10 protein-coding genes are annotated in these 19,982 nt (G+C 49.0%); all 10 read left to right on the top strand.

Features of this window, described 5'->3' with window-relative positions; translation table 11 throughout:
* Window positions 1–45: 45 nt before the first annotated feature.
* The gene (brxF, locus tag G7K71_RS15925; protein WP_166348600.1) at window positions 46–507 is read left to right on the top strand and encodes a BREX-3 system P-loop-containing protein BrxF; all 462 of its coding nucleotides are present in this window, start codon (window positions 46–48) and stop codon (window positions 505–507) included.
* A gap of 16 nt (window positions 508–523) precedes the next feature.
* Window positions 524–4,204 (top strand): DUF6079 family protein, encoded by a 3,681-nt coding sequence (locus tag G7K71_RS15920; protein ID WP_166348597.1) that lies wholly within the window; start codon window positions 524–526, stop codon window positions 4,202–4,204.
* A gap of 14 nt (window positions 4,205–4,218) precedes the next feature.
* On the top strand, window positions 4,219–6,888 hold the full coding sequence (locus tag G7K71_RS15915) for a DNA methyltransferase (RefSeq protein ID WP_166348594.1): 2,670 nt from the start codon (window positions 4,219–4,221) through the stop codon (window positions 6,886–6,888).
* Window positions 6,889–6,994: 106 nt separating this feature from the next.
* Entirely contained in the window at window positions 6,995–7,711 is a 717-nt protein-coding gene (locus G7K71_RS15910; RefSeq protein WP_166348591.1) for an endonuclease NucS domain-containing protein, read from the top strand.
* A gap of 298 nt (window positions 7,712–8,009) precedes the next feature.
* Window positions 8,010–8,174 carry a hypothetical protein gene (locus tag G7K71_RS19585; RefSeq protein ID WP_243175063.1) on the top strand — a complete coding sequence of 55 codons (165 nt, stop codon included), beginning with the start codon at window positions 8,010–8,012 and terminating at the stop codon, window positions 8,172–8,174.
* A gap of 42 nt (window positions 8,175–8,216) precedes the next feature.
* A complete protein-coding gene (locus G7K71_RS15900) occupies window positions 8,217–12,194 on the top strand; it encodes a hypothetical protein (protein ID WP_166348588.1) in 3,978 nt (1,325 codons plus the stop codon).
* Complete coding sequence (locus G7K71_RS19130) at window positions 12,166–12,495, top strand: hypothetical protein (protein ID WP_207713006.1); 330 nt, start codon at window positions 12,166–12,168, stop codon at window positions 12,493–12,495. The genes G7K71_RS15900 and G7K71_RS19130 overlap by 29 nt, the downstream gene beginning before the upstream one ends.
* Window positions 12,496–12,530: 35 nt before the next feature.
* Window positions 12,531–17,000, top strand: a complete 4,470-nt coding sequence (locus G7K71_RS15895) for a helicase-related protein (protein WP_243175061.1) — start codon at window positions 12,531–12,533, stop codon at window positions 16,998–17,000.
* A 169-nt stretch (window positions 17,001–17,169) separates the two neighbouring features.
* Entirely contained in the window at window positions 17,170–19,002 is a 1,833-nt protein-coding gene (locus G7K71_RS15890; protein ID WP_207713005.1) for a DEAD/DEAH box helicase, read from the top strand.
* Window positions 18,987–19,982, top strand: coding sequence for a hypothetical protein (locus G7K71_RS19125; RefSeq protein WP_207713004.1), 996 nt, complete (start codon window positions 18,987–18,989; stop codon window positions 19,980–19,982). Before G7K71_RS15890 ends, G7K71_RS19125 begins: the two co-directional genes overlap by 16 nt.

The following is a 19,982-nucleotide window of genomic DNA, read 5'->3' as shown; positions in this document are numbered from 1 at the left end:
GGATTTTCGCCAGATTCCGTCGAACCATGAGCACCGGTGATTACTATGAGTGATAAAATAGAGGCTCTGAAAAGACATATAGAGGCAGCCCGGTCGCGTTATTATCAATTAGTGTTATTGGTTGGGCCGGATGCGTCCGGGAAAACCCGGGCTCTTCTTCAACTGTCCAATGAGGCGGGTTATCCTTACATTAACCTGAACCTGATACTGAGCCAGAAACTGCTTGAATACCCCGGCCGGGTTCGCCCGTTGCGGTTGCCCAGAATCATCGAAGCAATTATTGATGATAGGGCGGGAGACACTGTTTTGCTGGATAATATTGAGATACTCTTTGACCCTGCTCTTCAGCAGGACCCATTACGCCTGCTTCAACACATCAGCCGCACCCGGACCATCGTGGCTGCATGGAGTGGAAAATTTGAAGGCCGCACACTGATTTATGCCGAGCCCGGTCACCCGGAGTACAGGAAATATTCTGAAGTTGATACTCTGGTTTGTCAAATTTAACAAAGGTGGGAGTGTCGTGAAATACAATGACCTGATTCATTTTGAACCCATAGAGACTATCGTCCAATTGCGCGAAGCCGACGCTAAAGCCAGAGCTTACCAGTTAGTTGAAACCTATGTAATCTCCGACCGCATGGCCGAGCAGCTTGCAGGCGTTGTTTTTTCTCAACTTCAATATGATAACCCTCAGGATAACAAGGGATTGCTGATCGTAGGCAACTACGGTACCGGTAAATCCCACTTAATGTCGGTAATCTCTGCGGTGGCCGAATATCCGGAGATGGCCGGGGTAATACGCAACCCGGCTGTGGCGGAAAAGGCCAGAGCCATCGCCGGAAAGTTTAAAGTCATCAGGACCGAAATTGGCTCCACAACGATGTCCCTGCGGAACATTATCTGTGCCGAGCTGGAAGAACATCTGGCTGAAATGGGAGTAGAGTACCAGTTTCCGGATGCGGATAAAGTCACCAATAATAAAGACCCTCTCATTGAAATGATGAATGCTTTTCAGGAGGTTTACCCTGATTACGGGCTTTTACTGGTTGTTGATGAACTCCTCGACTACCTGCGGACCCGCAAGGACCAGGAACTGATTCTCGATTTAAATTTCTTGCGGGAAATAGGCGAGGTCTGCCGGCTGACCCGTTTCCGCTTTATGGCCGGTGTACAGGAGGCCCTGTTCGACAATCCCCGCTTCCAGTTTGTAGCGGAAACCCTGCGCCGGGTGAAGGACCGCTTCGAACAAATACGGATTGTCCGTGAAGATATAGCCTATGTAGTCGCCGAGCGGTTGTTGCGCAAGGATGACAGGCAAAAGGCCCTTATCCGGGAACACCTGCAGCGTTTCACCAGACTTTACGGCACTATGGCCGAGCGCATGGATGAATTTGTTGCCCTATTTCCCGTCCATCCGGCGTATCTCGAAATCTTCGAACAGGTCTATGTGGCCGAAAAACGGGAAGTGCTGAAAACCATCAGCGGCGCCATGAAAAAACTCCTGGACAAAGAAGTTCCGGAAACTGCGCCCGGCCTCATTGCCTATGACTCCTACTGGCAGAACTTGAGGGATAACCCGTCTTTCAGGAGCATTCCCGAAATAAGAGAAGTTATAGAAAAGAGCCAGGTTTTAGAAAACCGCATCCAGCAGGCTTTTACCCGGCCCCAGTATAAGCCTGTGGCGCTGCGCATAATCCACGCTTTAAGTGTCCACCGCCTCACTACCGGCGATATTTACAGCCCGCTGGGGGTTACGGCCGAAGAGTTGCGCGACGACCTCTGCCTCTACTTACCTTTACCCGAAGAGGATGCCGATTTCCTGAAGACCACCGTTGAATCGGTCCTGCGGGAAATCCTGCGGACGGTAAGCGGGCAGTTTATCTCTTTTAACCAGGAGAACGGCCAGTATTACCTGGACTTAAAGAAGGATATCGATTTTGATTCCTTGATTGAGCAGAAGGCAGAGACCCTGAATGAGGCCCAGTTAGACCGCTACTATTTTGAAGCCCTTGCCCAGGCTATGGAATGCCCGGAGGTCACTTATGTACCCAATTTCAGGATCTGGGAACACGAAATCGAGTGGCGGGCGAAAAAAGTGAGCCGGTTGGGCTATCTGTTCTTTGGAGCTCCCAATGAACGTTCTACGGCCCATCCCCCCAGGGATTTTTATCTGTATTTTCTCCAACCCTTTGACCCGCCGCATTTTGAAGATGAGATAAAGCCCGACGAAGTGTTTTTCAGGCTGGTACAGCGTGACGAAAGCTTCAATCAGGCCTTAAAGCTTTTCGCCGGTGCCCGGGAAATGGCCAGTACTGCCTCGAAAGGTACGCGGCAGGTTTACGAGAACAAGGCCAATGAGCACCTTAAAACTATAGTCAAATGGCTGCGCAACAATATCATTACCGCTTTTGAAGTTACCTGCAGGGGAGTTACCAGAAAATTTGTCGAGTGGATCAGGGGAAATGCCGCTCCCCATTCCTCCATACGGGATCTGGTCAACCTGGCAGGGTCCATATGTCTGGCATCACACTTTGAAGAACAGGCCCCGGACTATCCGGCGTTTTCCACCCTGATCACGTCAAAAAACCGGCCCCAGGCTGCCCAGGAAGCCATCCGGTGGATCCTCGGCCAGATCAAAACCAGGCAGGGTACTGCCGTCCTTGACGCTCTGGAACTGCTGGACGGGGATAAGCTCAGGCCACAGCAGTCGCGTTATGCCAGACACATCCTGGACCAGCTGAACCGGAAAGGGCCGGGGCAGGTTCTGAAGCGAGACGAAATAATTGCCGATTTTCGCGGTGTAGAGTACGAGCCCCGTTTCAGGCTGGAACCGGAATGGGTAGTAGTCATCCTGGCCAGCCTGATCCACAGCGGTGATATCACTCTAAGCCTTACGGGGAAAAAAATAGACGCCTCCAATCTGGAGGAACTCGGCAGGACTCCCCTGGCAGACCTTGTCAATTTCAAGCACATTGAACGGCCGAGGGATCTACCCGTTGGCCCGTTACAGGCTCTCTTTGAATTTTTCGGCCTGCCTCCCGGGCTGGTCGTCAACCCGGCCACCAGGGAGGAGGCCATAAGGCAGCTGCATGATGCAGCAGATAAGCTCTTGGAACGCGTTTTACGGGCCCGGCAGGAGATACAGCAGGGGGTATCCCTGTGGGACATTTCCCTTTTCGATGAAAAAAAGAAAACTTATTTACGGCAGGCACTGGACGCTTTTAAAGAGTTTCTGGAGTCCTTAAAAGTATTCAATACACCGGGCAAATTGAAAAACTTCCGGTACGGTGAAAGCGATATTAACGCCCAAAAGTCGCACCTCGACAGCCTGCGGAAGATAGAGGAACTGGCCGGCTTGGCCAGGGAAATCATGCCGTTAACTTCTTACCTTGCTACGGCCGAAGCCGTCCTCCCGGCTGAGGCGGAATGGACCAAAAAGGCCCGGGAGCAACGCGCCAATCTCATAGCAAAAATATCCGGGGCGGATGAGCTTGCCGACCCGAATCTACGCCGGAAGATCGTTCATGTACTCACGGAACTTAAAAATTCTTATATTGATAGCTACCTGCAGGCCCATGCAAAAGCCCGGTTAAATGCCACAGGGGATCAAAAGAAATCTGAACTCCTTAAAGATGAGCGCTTAGGCAAACTTGGCAAACTGGCGGGCATTGAATTGATGCCCCGGGCGCAGTTGAACGACTTTCAAAACCGCCTGGCCGAACTGAAAACATGCTTCAGCCTGACCGTTGAGGATTTGAAGGGAACTCCTGTCTGTCCTCACTGCCGTTTCCGGCCGGCGGAAGAGCCGGTTAAGGTGCCAGCGGAAGCAGCCCTAAGGCAGCTCGAAGATGACCTGGAACGGTTGTACGAGGATTGGACCCGCACCCTGGCCGCCAACCTGGAAGACCCTACGGTGAAGGAAAACATCTATCTCTTAAAGCCGGAGCAGCAAAAAGCACTGGAGACGGTAGTTAGAGAGCAGCAACTTCCTTACGTGGTTGATGCAGCGTTTGTAAAGGCCGTTCAGGAAGTGCTGTCCGGCATGGAAAAAGTTCTGGTGAAGGTAGATGACCTTAAAAAGGCCCTGGGTGTGGGAGGAACGCCCTGCACCATTTCTGAATTTCAGAAACGCTTTGAGGACTATGTGCAGTCCCTGACCCGCGGCAGGGACCCCGGGAAGGTTAGAATCGTACTGGAGTAGAGGAGTGAAGATTTGTGGCAAAAGAAAACCAGATTTTCCCGGATGCCCTATTAGAAGAAACCGGTGAGCGAAAAGAAGGGCAGGAAAACAGGCGCTTCAAGCTTACCAGAGATTACCTGGACCGGGTCAGGCATATAGAAGGGTTTCCCATTGCTCAAGATGAAGATATCATTAACCTCTCCGACCCGCCCTATTATACCGCCTGCCCCAATCCGTTCATCGAGGATTTTATTAAAGAATACGGCAGGCCCTATGATCCTGATAACGACAGCTACCACCGGGAGCCCTTTGCGGCGGACGTTTCAGAAGGGAAAAATGACCCCATTTACAACGCCCACTCGTACCACACAAAAGTACCCCACAGGGCCATCATGCGCTACATACTCCATTACACGGAGCCCGGAGATATTGTCTTTGACGGCTTCTGCGGCACGGGGATGACCGGCGTGGCGGCGCAGCTCTGCGGGGACCGGAAGGCCGTCGCCTCCTTGGGCTACCGCGTGCTGGATGATGGGAACATCCTGGACGAAAAAGGCCGGCCCTTTTCTAAGCTTGGAGCACGCAAGGCTATATTAATCGACCTTTCGCCGGCAGCCACTTTCATTGCCTACAACTACAACACACCGGTGGATGTTCGGGCCTTTGAGCGGGAAGCCCGGCGGATTCTGGACGAAGTTGAAAAAGAATGCGGCTGGATGTACCGGACGCAGCACGTGGTGGATGGGAAGGTGCAGAAAGATATAAACGGCAATCCCATCATGGGGAAAATCAACTACACCGTCTGGTCCGACGTGTTTATCTGCCCCCATTGTTCAGCGGAGCTTGTCTTCTGGGAAGTGGCGGTAGACAAAGAAGAAGGTAAAGTCAGGGACGATTTTCCCTGCCCCCACTGCGGGGCAGATCTTACCAAGCGGACCCTGGAGAGGGCCTGGGAAAAAGTTTTTGACCGGGACATCGGGCAGACCATCACCCGGGCCCGTCAGGTGCCGGTGCTTATAAATTATTCGGTGGGGAATAAGAGGTATGAGAAAAAGCCCGACGAGTACGACCTGGAGCTGATCCGGAAGATTGGAGAGAGCGAGATACCGTACTGGTATCCTACCGACCGTATGCCGGAGGGCTACAATACCGAACAGCCTAAATTATCACATGGGATTACTCATGTTCACCATTTTTACACCAGGCGGAATTTGTGGGGGCTGAGTGCCACATTATCTAAGATTATCGAAGTCCCTAGCCATGGGATAAAGGCAAAGCTTCTATGGGCGTTTAATAGTGTTCAACAAAGGCATTGTAAACTAAATGCCCATCGGTTTAACGTTTCTTTTCCTTCCAATATTACTAGCGGCACTCTTTATGTTGCTTCAATGGTAAGAGAAAATAACTACTTTGAGCAACTAAAAAATAAGATATTTCGGCGGTTATTACGAGTAGTATTCAGAAACACATATAACAGACTAGTTCTGACTGGAACTGCAAGTACAACATTTACTTGTCTAAGACAAAATTCTGTAGACTATATCTTCACCGATCCTCCCTTTGGTGGTAACCTAATGTACTCCGAGCTGAACTTTATTTGGGAAGCTTGGCTTAAAGTTTTCACCAATAATAGACCCGAAGCGGTTGAGAATAAAGTTCAGGGCAAAGGCCCCAGGGAATACCAGGAGCTTATAGAGAAGTGTTTTGCTGAATATTACCGTGTTCTCAAGCCCGGCCGGTGGATGACGGTGGTGTTTCACAACTCCCAGAACCGGGTCTGGAACGCCATCCAGGAGGCCATCATGCGGGCTGGGTTTGTTATTGCCGACGTACGGACCCTGGACAAAAAGCAGGGGACTTTCAAGCAGGTTACTTCGACAACCGCTGTGAAGCAGGACCTGGTTATCTCAGCTTATAAGCCCAACGGCGGCCTGGAGAAGCGTTTTGCGCTGGAGGCGGGTACCGAAGAGGGAGTCTGGGACTTCGTCCGTACTCACTTAAGGCAGCTTCCCGTTTTTGTGGAGAAGGAAGGCAGGGCCGAGGTCATCGCCGAGCGCCAGAACTACCTTCTCTATGACCGGATGGTGGCCTTCCACATCCAGCGGGGAGTTGCCGTTCCGATGGGCGCGGCGGAGTTTTACGCCGGGCTGAAAGCACGTTTCCCCGAGCGGGACGGGATGTATTTCCTGCCGGACCAGGTAAACGAATATGACAAAAAAAGGCTTTTGGTTAAGGAATTTGAGCAGCTGTCGCTGTTCGTGACTGATGAGAAATCGGCCATCCAGTGGTTGCGCAATGAACTGGAAAAGAAACCCCAGACTTACCAGGAAATCCAGCCTAAATTCTTAAGAGAGCTGCACAAGGCCAGGCACGAGAAACTGCCGGAACTTTCCGAGCTTCTGGAACAAAACTTCCTGCGGGACGAAGCGGGCCGCTGGTACGTTCCCGACCCCAACAAGCAGTCCGACCTGGAGAAGATCCGGGAGAAGGCCCTCCTGAAAGAGTTCGAGGAATACAGGGAGGGCAGGGGCAGGCTGAAAGTATTCCGTACCGAAGCACTGCGGGCTGGATTCAAGGCCTGCTGGGCGGCGAAAGATTTTAAAACCATTGTGGATGTGGCCAAACGGATCCCCGATACCGTCCTCCAGGAAGACTCAAGCCTCCTGATGTACTACGACAATGCCCTGATGCGGCTGGATGAGTAATGCCGTTGGCCTGCTTGACCATTCTTGAAAAGCTTTTGATTATGATAAAGATAAGAAAAGGGACTGTTAGCGGAATGGATAGAATTTGATAAAAGGGGATGATAAAATGGCTACATGTCTTGAAGCAGTCAAGGACGCCGTAACAAAACTTGGCGGTACGGTAACAACAAGGCAAGTTATTGACTACATTTATGAAAAATATCCCGACAGGCCCTGGAAGGAGAGCACCATCCAGTGTCATTTGATCGGCTTAAGCGCTAACCATCCCTCCAGCAAGCATTATCCCTATCTTCGTAAACAGCCTTGTTTATTTTATGTTGGCAGAGGGCAGTACAGGCTTTATAACCCCGAAACGGATGGGGAGTGGGCAGTTACTGAGAAGGGGGTTGTTCAGGTTGATGAAGAAATTGATGAAATTGAAGAAGAAATTGATGAAGCCGTTATAAGCCTTGAAAAAGACCTTGAAGAGTATATCGTAAGAAACTTGGAACAGATTGAAGAAGGACTGCAGCTATATTCAGAAGACAGTATATCGGGGAGACAATACCGCACCGATGTAGGAAGAATAGATATTTTGGCCGTAGATAAAGAAGGAGGCTACCTTGTTATTGAGCTAAAAGCAGGGAAGGCCAGCCATTCGGTTGCTGGTCAAGTTCTAAGTTACATCAGCTGGGTTAGACGAAACATTGCTGGCAGCAAAAATGTAAGAGGTATTATAATTGCCGAAGACTTCGATAGAAAACTAAAATACGCTGTATCTGAAATACCCAATATATCATTAAAAAAGTATGAAGTTAATTTTGTTTTTAAGGATATCTCTTAAGAAAACCTGGATTTATAACCCAACAAGTGTGACTTTTGCATAATTCCAAAAAATCAAACCGAACTAAACGGTGAACCAGTATCACCGGCAGAACGACTACCAGTTAATGTTAATAAGAAGCATTAAACCGTTTTTTGTCAGTCAAGCATAGTAAAAAAGCATACTCTACTTCCTGCGGGACGAAGAGGGCCGCTGGTACGTCCCGGATCCCAACAAGCAGTCCGACCTGGAGAAGATCCGGGAGAAGGCCCTCCTGAAAGAGTTCGAGGAATACAGGGAGGGTAGGGGCAGGCTGAAAGTGTTCCGCACCGAAGCCCTGCGGGCGGGATTCAATGCCTGCTGGGCGGCGAAAGATTTTAAAACCATTGTGGATGTGGCCAAACGGATCCCCGATACCGTCCTCCAGGAAGACTCAAGCCTCCTGATGTACTACGACAATGCCCTGATGCGGCTGGAGGAATAATGCTGGTGGCAGGTGAGGTTAAGCTTTGCGGCAGGATGTATTATGGCGGCCGGGCGACTGGGCCTGGAGCCGGGACACATTTTGGAGCTCTTTCGTTTTTTGAAGAAGGTGAAAAAAGTGGGATTACTCCAATGTGGCCATTTGCATGCCAGCGACACATACTTTGAAGAGTTACTGGCTGGCTCTTCGGATTTGGCCATTTTAGGGGATATCGAGTTGAATCATGAGGAACTCAATCACCTGGCGAAATTGATCTCAAGGGAGTTAAAAAAACCGCATCCTGCTCTTGAGAATTCCCTGAGCATTGCCATCTTTCTTGTTTGGATGGGTATATTGCATTACAGGGATAACTTTTGGGACCCGGTATACAGGGCCCTTGAACTGCCTCAAGCTCAGTTAAAATGGCAGAGGATTTTGGGCGAAACTTTTCTCCAGGCAGTTGAGAAGTATAAATTGCCTAAATTTGAAGGCAAATCGCGCTATATAGTACCAATTCTGGCCCACGGCTATGTTCCGAATTCTTATCTGGACAGTTACTTCTCCGATGTGATAATGGCATTATTCAAAGACCGCAAAAATGCCGGGCTGATAGAAAGCTGGGTAAACTGGGACGAAGTAAAACATGTGGTGGCAAACTGGCGTCAGGAATATCTTATCTATCAAGATTTGCAGGAACAACTTGCGGAACTCGACAAACGTGAGAAGTCTTTGGTCATTGCCCTGGAGCTATTGAAAAACAGGGATAGGTTAAAGCGGTTGAAGGAATTGAAAACCAAAATTAAAGAATCTGACGAGTTAACTGAGCTATTGGCTCTTCCAGAGAGATGGCTGGAGCATGCTGAGGCAGAACGGAATAATTTGCAGCAGATTTGTAATTGGTTGGAGAAGGCCCAGGAGATTGCTGAAATCAAAGAAGTTAGGCTTTCCGAACTTTATGAGTTCAATCAGAAAATAGCAGCAGCTGCTGTTCAAGTATTGGACTGCTGGGATGAAAGTTTAGCCGTTCCTCTGTTAGAACTTCCAGTTGAATATGTTGAGAAATTGGCCAGAGAATCTTTTTCTGCTATCAGGGTGTTTACCGGTTCTTGGGGGTGGCTATTGCGTTTAGTGTTGCGGCGGCGATATCGGCAGGCAATGGAATGCAGGCGTATGCTGGTGCAACATCTCAGCAATTTGCCCGTGCGGAGCCATCTTCTGGCAGAGCCATGGCCGCTATTGCCCGAGGGCTTGCTGAAGGTTCAACAACTTTTGAAAGGCCGTCGAGAAATTGAGAAGCAATTGGAGGAGCTGGGTAGAGCAGAGCAGGAAATCGCTGCAGATAGGCATGGGATGGCAACTGTTTCTAAACAAGAACTTTACCAATATAAGGAACAGTTGTCCAAGCTCAAAGAAGAAATTGCTGGATACAAAATGAAACTGGTCAAGCTGGGCAAAGGTAAGCTGGAGGACGGGCTGGAGGAGCTGGTTCAACAGAGAAATATACGCCGTGAAATTGAGACTATAAAAGGTGAAATATCCAGCCAGATCGATATTGATGTTCTGTTGGACAACCTGCCTTTAATGGAGGAGCATCCCGATGAAGATTCTCTTCACGTCAGCCTGACCGAGGTGCGGAAGCAGAAATTGGAATTGGAAGGAAAAATGGAACGGAGCAAAAAGCCGTTGTATTCTTTGAATGAATCCACCCGCACCTTTTTAATACAGGGAGGAGATATATCAGACAAATTTGTGTTTAATTCCCTGTTGTTAATGCAGAAGCTGGATCAGGGTGATGAAAAAATTAACGGTATTACTTTACCTTCCAGAATTGTCCGGTCTATGGAAAAATGGTGGCACCAGCAGGGAAAAAGCATGTTGGCTGCAGCACAACAGCCGTGGGGCTGGAGAGATGCGGGAGATATAATTTTACGCCGGCCGGTTATCAGATTGGATACTCTTGAGCGTTCCCTTAAGGTGGAGCTGCCTCAACAATCCGTAAAAGAGGCAACAGGGGCTGTATTTGTGATTCGAGGAAAATCTGGGGCTGAATGGAAAAAAGATGTTTTTATTAAAAAGACTAAAGATGGCCAGTTTCGAACTGAGTCTGTTATTATAGAGCTGGAACAACCTGAATCTGTATACTACTTTGAGCTCATATGCGGAGAAATTAACCGGTGTTGGGAAATTAACGGTTTAGGTGGCGATAAATTATGCCTGCTTTTCAACTCGCGGGGAGAGTTAATTGAAAAGGAGCAATTGCCAACAGGAGACGTTTACCTGGTTGCCCCTGCTGGAAGCAGTATACAACCCGTCCAGGTAATTAAAGAACAAGAACGGTTGACCGGTCGCTGGTCCGGTTATGAATACTGGTATTTGCATCTGGATGACGTCGATTTGGTACTGGTGGAGTCGAAAACTGGGGTGTCCATTCTTAAGCGGAAAGGAGAGTTGGAGCCCAAGTTATTAGGAGGCAATAGGATAACGGTTCTGAGGACCAAAGATAATACACCGGTATACCTGGGGAAGCTACCGGAACTGGTATTCTCGCTGCCTGATCCTGAAGAATTATATCTATATGGGGTGCGGTTGGATTACCCTGGCGGCAGTCTGTATCTACCTTTAGAGAACCTGAGGAAGGTGATTTGCGGAGGTAAGGATGTATACGTGCCTCTGGCTGCTATTGCTGGAGATATTAACGGGTTATGCACAATATCTTTGATTCTCAGGCAGAATGTTATTTGGACTGAAAATTGTATTGTAATTCCCGGCACTGAATTGCGTTTTGATCAGGACATTTACTGTCCTCAAATGGGGAAAAAAGAAAAAGGGCAATTGGAGATTAGTTCCGAGTGTCCGTTTAATTTCTTGGTTCATCCGCCCGCGGCGTTAGTCGAGATCTCTACTTATAAGGTACTGATTGAATTTGATACCCGACAACAACAGCTTTCTGGGGAAATATGTTATTATGTACAGGAAGGGCAAAACTTTAGACTTGAAGTTTGCGTAGATATTCCAAGTGTTCGCTGGCGGAAAGGTGAAACTGACACTTGGAAGGCCGAAGTAGAAGAAATATGGCATGAAGACATGGGGGAAGTTCAGCTGCGATTGCCACCTTTTATTTCAGGGTTGGTTACATTGGCTTTGGAAGACCACAGACAAGTTATTTCCCGCCCGATTAAGCAGGAGCTTGTTGTCTTTGACCTACGGCAATTCAGTGATGCCCTCCGGGAGAGCAACCAAGCTATTCAGACTTTGTTACTTGTTTTTGAGGATAATCGCCTTCCTCCATTTACCCTTGTTCGGGTGAGGACTCGCTGGCAGGTAGCGGGGATTAAAATAGAACAGAGGCTTCAGGATGATGTACGAACAATTGTTCTGGAATGGGAGGATCTGGGCAGAGCTTTCAACAGAGTTGTTCGTTTCTGGCCGCTAGATATGCCTGGAATAAGCATGATTGAACATTTTATTCCCGATGGGGTTTCCAGGGTGGAAATTGTTGAATCCAAGGGCCGATTGCCAGCAGGTCGGTACAGACTGCAGTTTGCTGTTGATGATCCATGGGGTGAAGATGAAACCCTGTTGCCAGAGCCTGATAGCGAGAATTGCATAGATGTTATGATTGGGTCCAGGGACGAAAGATTGCAGGATGTATTAGAAATGGGGCTTACCATAGAGGCTTTTGAGTGTGAGGGTAAAAAGATTCCGGCAGGAAGAGAATACTGGATTCAGGATATTCATATCTCCCCCGAATTTGAGGGCGAGGAACGGTTCCAGGGGATAGTTTGTACTGCTGATCAGGAGGGTAAGCCCATCGCGCTGGATTATAATCCCGTAAGTTTTTATTTGGAATTTGAAGATTTTAACAGGTTGCCCTTTCTGCAGGATAAAGATAGAGATGGAGTAATGTATTGCATAAGATGCCGGGCGTTATTTTGGGAGAATGCACACAGAGAATGCAAAAATGAGGTAATTTTCCCCGATTATATACATGTTGTGGTAAGGAGGGGGAAAGATGGGTTTAGATCCGCTGAAAGCGACTGATGCAATTGTAAACCGGTACCTGGATTACCTGGAAACAACTTTTGCCTTCAATGATATGGGGTTACATATGCAGTTGGCTGACGAATTGAGAAAGCCAGAAAAATTTGCCAGGGGGCCTATTTTGGAAGCTACTCCGCCTTTTGAGAGTGGTAATTCAGTGAATTTCCTGATAGAACAGGGAGTGCTGTCTCCCGAGTTCAGGAAGTTGAGCACACCGGAATTACCCTTGGATCGGAATTTATATTTGCATCAGGAAATTGCTATCCGAAAGCTGGTGGAAGACAAAGAAATATTATTGTAGCTACCGGTACCGGCAGCGGAAAGACTGAAACATTTTTGATCCCTATCCTCAACCATTTGTTCCGGCAGAAGGAACAAGGCCGGCTCGGACCGGGAGTACGAGCATTGTTGCTGTACCCTATGAACGCCCTGGCCAACGATCAGTTAAAAAGGCTGCGCAAACTGCTAAAGAATTACCCTGACATTACCTTTGGAAGCTACACGGGAGAGACGGAACAGAACGAGAATCGGGCGGTTGAACGCTTCAAGCAAATGAACCCGAAAGAAGTTTTACTGTCCAACGAATTGCTTTCCAGGGAGAGGATGAAGGAGTCACCCCCACATATTCTGCTTACCAATTATGCCATGCTGGAATTCTTATTACTGCGCCCCGAAGACCATGTATTTTTTGATAGTGAATATGCCCGGGATTGGCGCTTTATCGTTATTGATGAAGTTCATACATATTCAGGAGCTAAAGGAATCGAAATGGCCATGCTCTTGAGGCGGCTGAAAGATAGAGTTGTGGAAAGCAAGCCAGGAGCCCTGCAATGCATAGGTACCAGTGCTACGTTGGGAGGAAGTGAAAAAGATTTTAAGCAGTTGGCCGTCTTTGGAGAAAGATTGTTTGGCGAGAAGTTTGAATGGATTGCCAGTGACCCTGCACGTCAGGATGTAGTAATTGGTTATAAGAAACAGCTGATTATTGCCGGAAGGAGCTGGGGCAGTCCGGATAGTGAACTTTACCAGCGATGGGTTGAGATCGTTGATGGGAAAGACCCGGATAAAATACCCACTTTGATGCGTGAAGGTCTTAGTTCAGGAGTCCCTGAGGAAATCTTGAAAGCAGCACAGAAGAACTGTAGTGGGGAATGGACCAGATTTATCTACCTGGTCCTTTCCGGTGACAGCCGGGTAATTACTTTGCAACAGATGCTGGAAAAAAAGCCGTGTTCTATCGCTGATGCGGCCAGCGAATTATTCCCGGGTGATAAAGACAGACAAAGTCATTTAGTGGCCCTTGTATACCTGGCAAATAAAGCCAAACTGGATACTGACGGGCAACCCCTTTTGCCGGCCAGGTACCATTTGTTTATTCGGGCGGTTGAAGGTGGATATGTTTCGTTGTTGCCCGAAAAGCGACTGTATATGGAAAGACGGGAGTGGATTGAGGGAAGTAACGGCAGCCGTTATCCTGTCTTTGAAGCTGCTACCTGCCGTCGGTGCAATTCGCTGTATCTGGTGGGAGAATTGGATAAGGTTGGCCAGCATGACTTTCTCAAGCAGCCAGGCAATCGCTTTTACGACGATAGTAACAACCTGGTGTATTTTTTACTTCTTGAGGATAAAGAGCCTGTTTCCGAAGAAAACGAAGATGAAATAGTTGGTGGTGGTGGAGAAGAAATACCGGCGGAGGAAGGCTATCTTTTGTGTGGAAAATGCAGGTCTGTGAAATCTGCTGCCAATATTGAACCCCCTTGCGATTGTGGAAAAGAATGTATCTTCACGGTAATTAAAGTACCAAGTAAAAACGGAAATGTCCATAGGTGTCCGGCCTGCGGAAGTATCAATGCCCTGGGTTCTGTGGTAAGGCGATTTGTGGTGGGAGCTGAGGCTGTGACCAGCGTTCTGGCTACTGCTCTCTACCAGCAAATACCTGAGCAGACTGGGGAATTGAAAACCGATATTGTTGCTGAAGATGATTGGGAAACTACCGGTGGCACCGACGATTACAAAAGCAACCGTCGCCTGCTGATTTTTTCTGACAGCCGCCAGGACGCCGCTTATTTTGCCAGCTACCTGCAAGCCTCTTACAATCAGATTTTGCAGCGCCGGTTGATAATTATGACTCTGGAGAAATACAGGGACAAAGTCCTGGCCAATCAGTGGAGGGTTAACGATTTAGCTGACTTTGTCAAGAAGATGCTTGGCGATCTACAGCTATTTCCTAAAATGAGTTACCAGCAATTAGAAACGGAAGCCTGGAAATGGGTGCTGCATGAATTTATGGCCGGAGACCGCACCTTAGGGCTGGAGGGGCAAGGATTGCTGGGATTTATGCCGGTACCGCCGCCAAACTGGAGCCCGCCTAAAGCTTTGTGTAGAGAACCCTGGAACTTTACTGCCGACGAAGCAACCACTCTCATCATGGTTTTATTGGACAGTGTGCGGAGAAACGGTGCTGTTCGTTTCCCCGATTGTGTTGATCCTAGAGATTCCTTCTTTGCACCCCGAAATAAAGAGTATTATTTTAAAGAAAACATGTCGGTTCCAGGACGGATTTACAGCTGGAACCCTGCTGCTAAAGGCCGTAGCAATTCCCGGCTGGATTATTTGTTGCGATTGGCAGATGTTATAGGTAACGGAATTAGACGCCCAGAGGTTGAAGAGCTACTGGCCAAGATCTGGAGCAAGTTGCTTGCAGGTGAAAAAGCGCCGTGGAAAACTCACTTTTCCAGCCATCATGAATCAAAAAAGTACGGTGATGTGTATTGCCTGAAACCGGAATACTGGAGGATACTCCCGGCAGTGATTGACGATTCTGTGACCTGGTATCGTTGCAGCAAATGCCATGGCCTAACGGTGCATAATCTTCGGGGTGTCTGCCCCACCTACAGGTGCGATGGCAGGCTAGTTGCATGTAACCCTGCAAAAGAACTGGCAAACAATCATTATCGCAAATTGTACCTTGATACCTTGCCTTTAGTAATGCAAGCCAGCGAACACACTGCCCAGCTTACTACTGAAAGGGCTAGTAGAGTTCAGAAAGAGTTCTATGATGGACAGGTTAATGTTTTGAGCTGTTCTACTACCTTTGAGCTGGGTGTTGATGTGGGGGAACTGGAAACCGTTTTTATGCGCAATGTACCACCGACGGCGGCCAATTACATTCAGCGGGCCGGGCGGGCTGGCAGGAGGACAAGCTCAACAGCCTTTGCTCTCACCTTTTGCCAGCGCCGTTCCCATGACTTTGCCTACTATACTGACCCGCTGCGGATTATTAAGGGAGAAATTCGTTCCCCGCATATCGAGATCAGCAACGAAAAAATTATAAAGCGGCACATGTATGCAGTTGCTTTGGCGATGTTTTGGAAACGATGGCCGGAGTATTTTGGCCAGGTCAATGCCTTCTTTAAGGAGTCCGAAAAATCAGCTACCGGGGTTTTAAAGGATTTTTTACGAAAACGACCCGTGGAATTGAAAGCCAGCCTGAAGCGGATTATTCCCGAAAAAATGTGGGAAAGGCTTGGTGTTGACGATTGGAGCTGGGTCGAGGAGCTTTTACATGAGCGGGATGGAGTGCTTAGCAAGGCAGAGGCGCAACTGATGGCAGATCTGCGGGAATTAAAAGCCGTCGAAAGGGAATACAGGGATGCAGGGAGATATGAAAAAGCCCTTGCTGTTCAAAAGACTATCAATACCCTGGAAAAGCGCTATATTCTCAACTTTTTGTCTCAGCATAATGTGATTCCCAAGTATGGTTTTCCTGTAGATGTGGTGGAATTGCAGATCTATCACCATGGTGAGGAAGCCAGAGGTTTGGAACTCGACAGGGATCTCAAGGTAGCGTTGTCCGAATACGCACCGGGGAGTCAGGTAATTGCAGGGGGCAAGTTATGGACCAGCAGGTACCTGAAAAAGCTCCCGGACCGGGAACCTGTAAAATATATGTATGCCATTTGTGATCATTGTGGTTACTACCAAAGTGACATAGCGGATAAACAGTCGGTTATGGATACATGTATTTGTGGCGAGAAAATAGGTAACCAGCGTGGGATATTTATTACCCCTGAATTTGGTTTTATCGCCGACAAGCCTATGGCACCTACCATGTCAAAACCTCAAAAAACTTACACCACCCGGAAGTACTTTGCTCAGGAAGGAAGGATGGAAGAGGAAATCACTTTGAACCTGGGTGCTTTTAATCTCAAGATACAGGCTGGCGAAGGCAAGCTGGCAGTAATAAACAGCGCCGGGAAGAGAGGTTTTAAGATCTGTCAATTCTGTGGTTATGCTGAGGTTAATACTGGGAAACCTTTGCCTTCTCATAAAACACCTTGGGGAAAAGACTGTAAAGGCCGAGCTGATCGCTATTCATTGGGTTACGAATTTAAAACCGATATTCTAAGGCTGTGGTTACCAGATTACGATGACAGACGCACAGGCTTCTGGGATTCTTTGTTATATGGGTTGCTGGAGGGGGCTTGCAACGCATTGGAGATCGAACGACAGGATGTTGATGGCACTTTATACCCTTATGCGGGCAATCCCCACAGTCCTGCCCTGGTGCTGTTTGATGATGTACCCGGCGGGGCAGGTCATGTTAAGAGGATTGCAGAAAAAGAAAGTTTCATGGATGTTTTGCGCCGGACGTTAGAGATAGTCTCCAAATGTGAATGTGGTGGCAAACGAGCTGATACCAGCTGCTATGGCTGCCTGCGAAATTACACCAATCAGTATTGCCATGATAGATTAAATCGGGGGTACGTAATAGAATTCGTAGAAAAGTTATTAGGCTGTCTTTAAATCTACTTCTTTAAATTAAAGCAATGTACCATTATCCCAGGAAATTCGTTTCTATAAAATAGTTTACTTACGGAGAAGCTACCTAACTTAGCTTTCAATCAGCCTCATTTTAATGACAAGTTCCTGACGCGGCTGGAGGATAAAACTTGTGGCCGGTGAGGTGTAAACTTTGCGGCAGGATGTGTTGTGGCGTCCGGGCGACTGGGCCTGGAGCCGGGAATATCGTGAACCGGTGCGCATAATCGAAGCCATCAATTTATGGGATCAGACGGCCTACCGCGTCTGGGTACCGGGCAGGGATTCTATCGTCCGCCTTTCGGGTAATGAATTATCGCCCATAACCCGGTCTGAGGGGTACAGCCGGGAAAGATTGATCTATACAGTTTCCGCGGCAAGGATTGCGGAAAGCCTGGCGCAGCCCGATGTGCTGCTGGCACCGCTGGAGGGGAGTGTAACTCCCCTTCCCCACCAGATCTACGCCCTTTCCCGGGCGATTTCCGGTAACAGGGTCCGTTTTCTCCTGGCTGACGAGGTGGGGCTCGGCAAGACCATCGAGGCCGGGCTCATCATGCGGGAACTAAAGCTCAGGGGCCTGGTGAGAAGGACGCTGGTGGTGGCGCCCAGGGGATTGGTTACCCAGTGGGTGCAGGAAATGGATACCCACTTCCGCGAAAGGTTTCACCTCATAATGCCCGCGGAGGTTACGGCTCTGTCATACCTCGAGGGAGACGCCAATGTCTGGCGGCGGTTTGACCAGGTCGTGGTTCCCATGGATGCCGTTAAACCAGTGAAGGCGCGGCGGGGCTGGACCAGCGAACAGGTAAGCCGCTATAACCGTGAGCGCTTTGAAAACCTTATCTCTGCAGGATGGGATCTGATAATAGTGGATGAAGCCCATAGAATTGCCGGCAGCACAGATACTGTTGCCCGCTATCGCCTTGGTGAAGGCCTGGCTGAAGCGGCACCGTATCTCCTCCTTCTTACCGCCACGCCCCACCAGGGGAAAACCGAAGCTTTTTACCGGCTTGTTGCCCTCCTGGATAAGGAGGCCTTTCCCAACATTGATTCGGTGAAGCGGGAACGGGTGGCTCCCTATGTCATCCGTACCGAAAAACGAAAGGCCGTTGACGCCCGTGGCAACCCGCTTTTTAAACCGCGCATAACTCAGCTTATCCCGGTTGGCTGGCAGGCCCGGCACCAAAAACAGCGGGAACTTTACGAAGCAGTCACAGAGTATGTGCGCCATGGGTACAACCAGGCTTTAAAAGAAAAACGGAACTACATCGGCTTTTTGATGGTTCTCATGCAGCGCCTGGTGGCCAGCAGTACCAGGGCAATCCGGACGGCGCTGGAACGGAGATTGGAAATAATTGAACAGGAAGTGCCCCTTCAGTTTCTTAATAACGAAGAAATGGAGCCGGGGGAAGACTGGTGGGACCTCGATGGACAGGAGCAGCTTGAGCAAATTCTTAAAAAGCGCCTGCTGGCCTTTGCCAATGAACGCGAAGAAGTTAACCGGCTGCTCAGTCTGGCGCGGCAGTGCGAGGCCCTGCAGCCTGATGCCCGGGCGGAGGCGTTATTGGAATGGCTGTATCGCCTGCAGGCCGAGGAGAATAACCCGGAGCTTAAGTTTCTTATTTTTACCGAGTTTATTCCGACCCAGGAAATGCTCAAGGAGTTCCTGGAACAAAGAGGTTTCAGTGTGGTATCCCTGAACGGGTCGATGGGGCTGGAGGAACGGCGTAGAGTCCAGCAGGAGTTTGCCGGCCCTGCCCGGGTGCTTATTTCTACCGATGCCGGTGGTGAGGGCTTAAACCTGCAGTTTTGTCACGTAGTTATTAACTACGATTTGCCGTGGAACCCGATGCGCCTGGAACAGCGCATTGGCCGGGTAGACCGTATCGGTCAAAAATACCCGGTGAGGGCGCTGAATTTTATTCTCCAGGATACCGTTGAGTTCCTGGTCCAGGAAGTCCTTGAAAAAAATTGGCCACTATTTTAGCAGAATTCGGAGTAGATAAGATGGGCGATGTTCTTGATTCCGCCGAGATGGCGGCGGAATTTGAGAATTTGTATAAAGAGGCCATCCTGAACCCGGAAGAGGTTCAAGCACACATTGAGCGGCTGGGAGCTTCTCTTCGGGAACGTATGCTAGAGATAACTGCGGCCACGCAACTCCTGGGACAGGAAGAACAGATCGATGCAGGGCTTGCGGAGAAAATCTCAGAGCACCCATTACCATACTGGGTTGAACGTATGGTTATTAATTTCTTGCAGGGTGAAGGCGGTACAGTAAAGCGTAAACTGGTGGGTTACGACCTGACATGGCCTGACGGCTCTGTTATGAATAACGTGGTTTTCTCCCGTCAGGAAGCAGAGAATTATCATATGTCTTATTTAAGCTTAGAAGAGCCAAAGGTACGAGGGCTGGTAAATAGACTGCCTCGGGTGGTGGCCGGTCAGCCCATCCCCAGGATCAGGCTTAAAGGTTTATCCCACGAAATCTGCGGTTACTGGTCTTTATGGCGAATATCTCTTCTTGCCGGGAGCATGCGCAATATTCGGATTCTGCCCCTGTTCCAGCATAAAGACGGTAGAGTACTGCTGCCTACCGCCAGGAGGATATGGGATATGTTGCTCTCGGAGCAAACTTCCATCGGCATGGAAGGCACCATTCAAGGGGAAAAATCCCGGGAAATCTTTGCAGAGCTTGAGGAGCTGGCCGTAAACTACGGGCAAAATCTCTACCTTGAACTGAAGAGCAAATATCAAGAGTTCCTCCAGAAAGAACGGGAGAAAGGTTTGTGCGCGTTCCGCGCCCGCCGGGAAGCCATTATGAGGATAGGGCTGCCTGCTGTAAGGCAGCACCGCCTGGCAGAACTGGAACGTGAGAAAAGAGATTGGACGCTGCGCTTACAGGAAAGAGAAAGAGTCTTGCCCGAATTAAGCGCAGTTACGATTGTATATGTAAAAGGAGAATGA

It is taken from the genome of Desulfofundulus sp. TPOSR, from assembly GCF_011393055.1.
In the GTDB taxonomy this organism is placed as follows: Bacteria; Bacillota; Desulfotomaculia; order Desulfotomaculales; family Desulfovirgulaceae; genus Desulfofundulus; species Desulfofundulus kuznetsovii.
Note: the sequence above shows the minus strand (reverse complement) of the source record. Positions and strands in the feature narration are given on the sequence as shown.

Coding starts and splice junctions, on each gene's coding strand:
- brxF (WP_166348600.1), top strand. CDS start 46: ATGAGTGATAAAATAGAGGCTCTGAAAAGACATATAGAGGCAGCCCGG.
- G7K71_RS15910 (WP_166348591.1), top strand. CDS start 6,995: ATGGCTACATGTCTTGAAGCAGTCAAGGACGCCGTAACAAAACTTGGC.
- G7K71_RS19130 (WP_207713006.1), top strand. CDS start 12,166: ATGGGTTTAGATCCGCTGAAAGCGACTGATGCAATTGTAAACCGGTAC.
- G7K71_RS15900 (WP_166348588.1), top strand. CDS start 8,217: ATGGCGGCCGGGCGACTGGGCCTGGAGCCGGGACACATTTTGGAGCTC.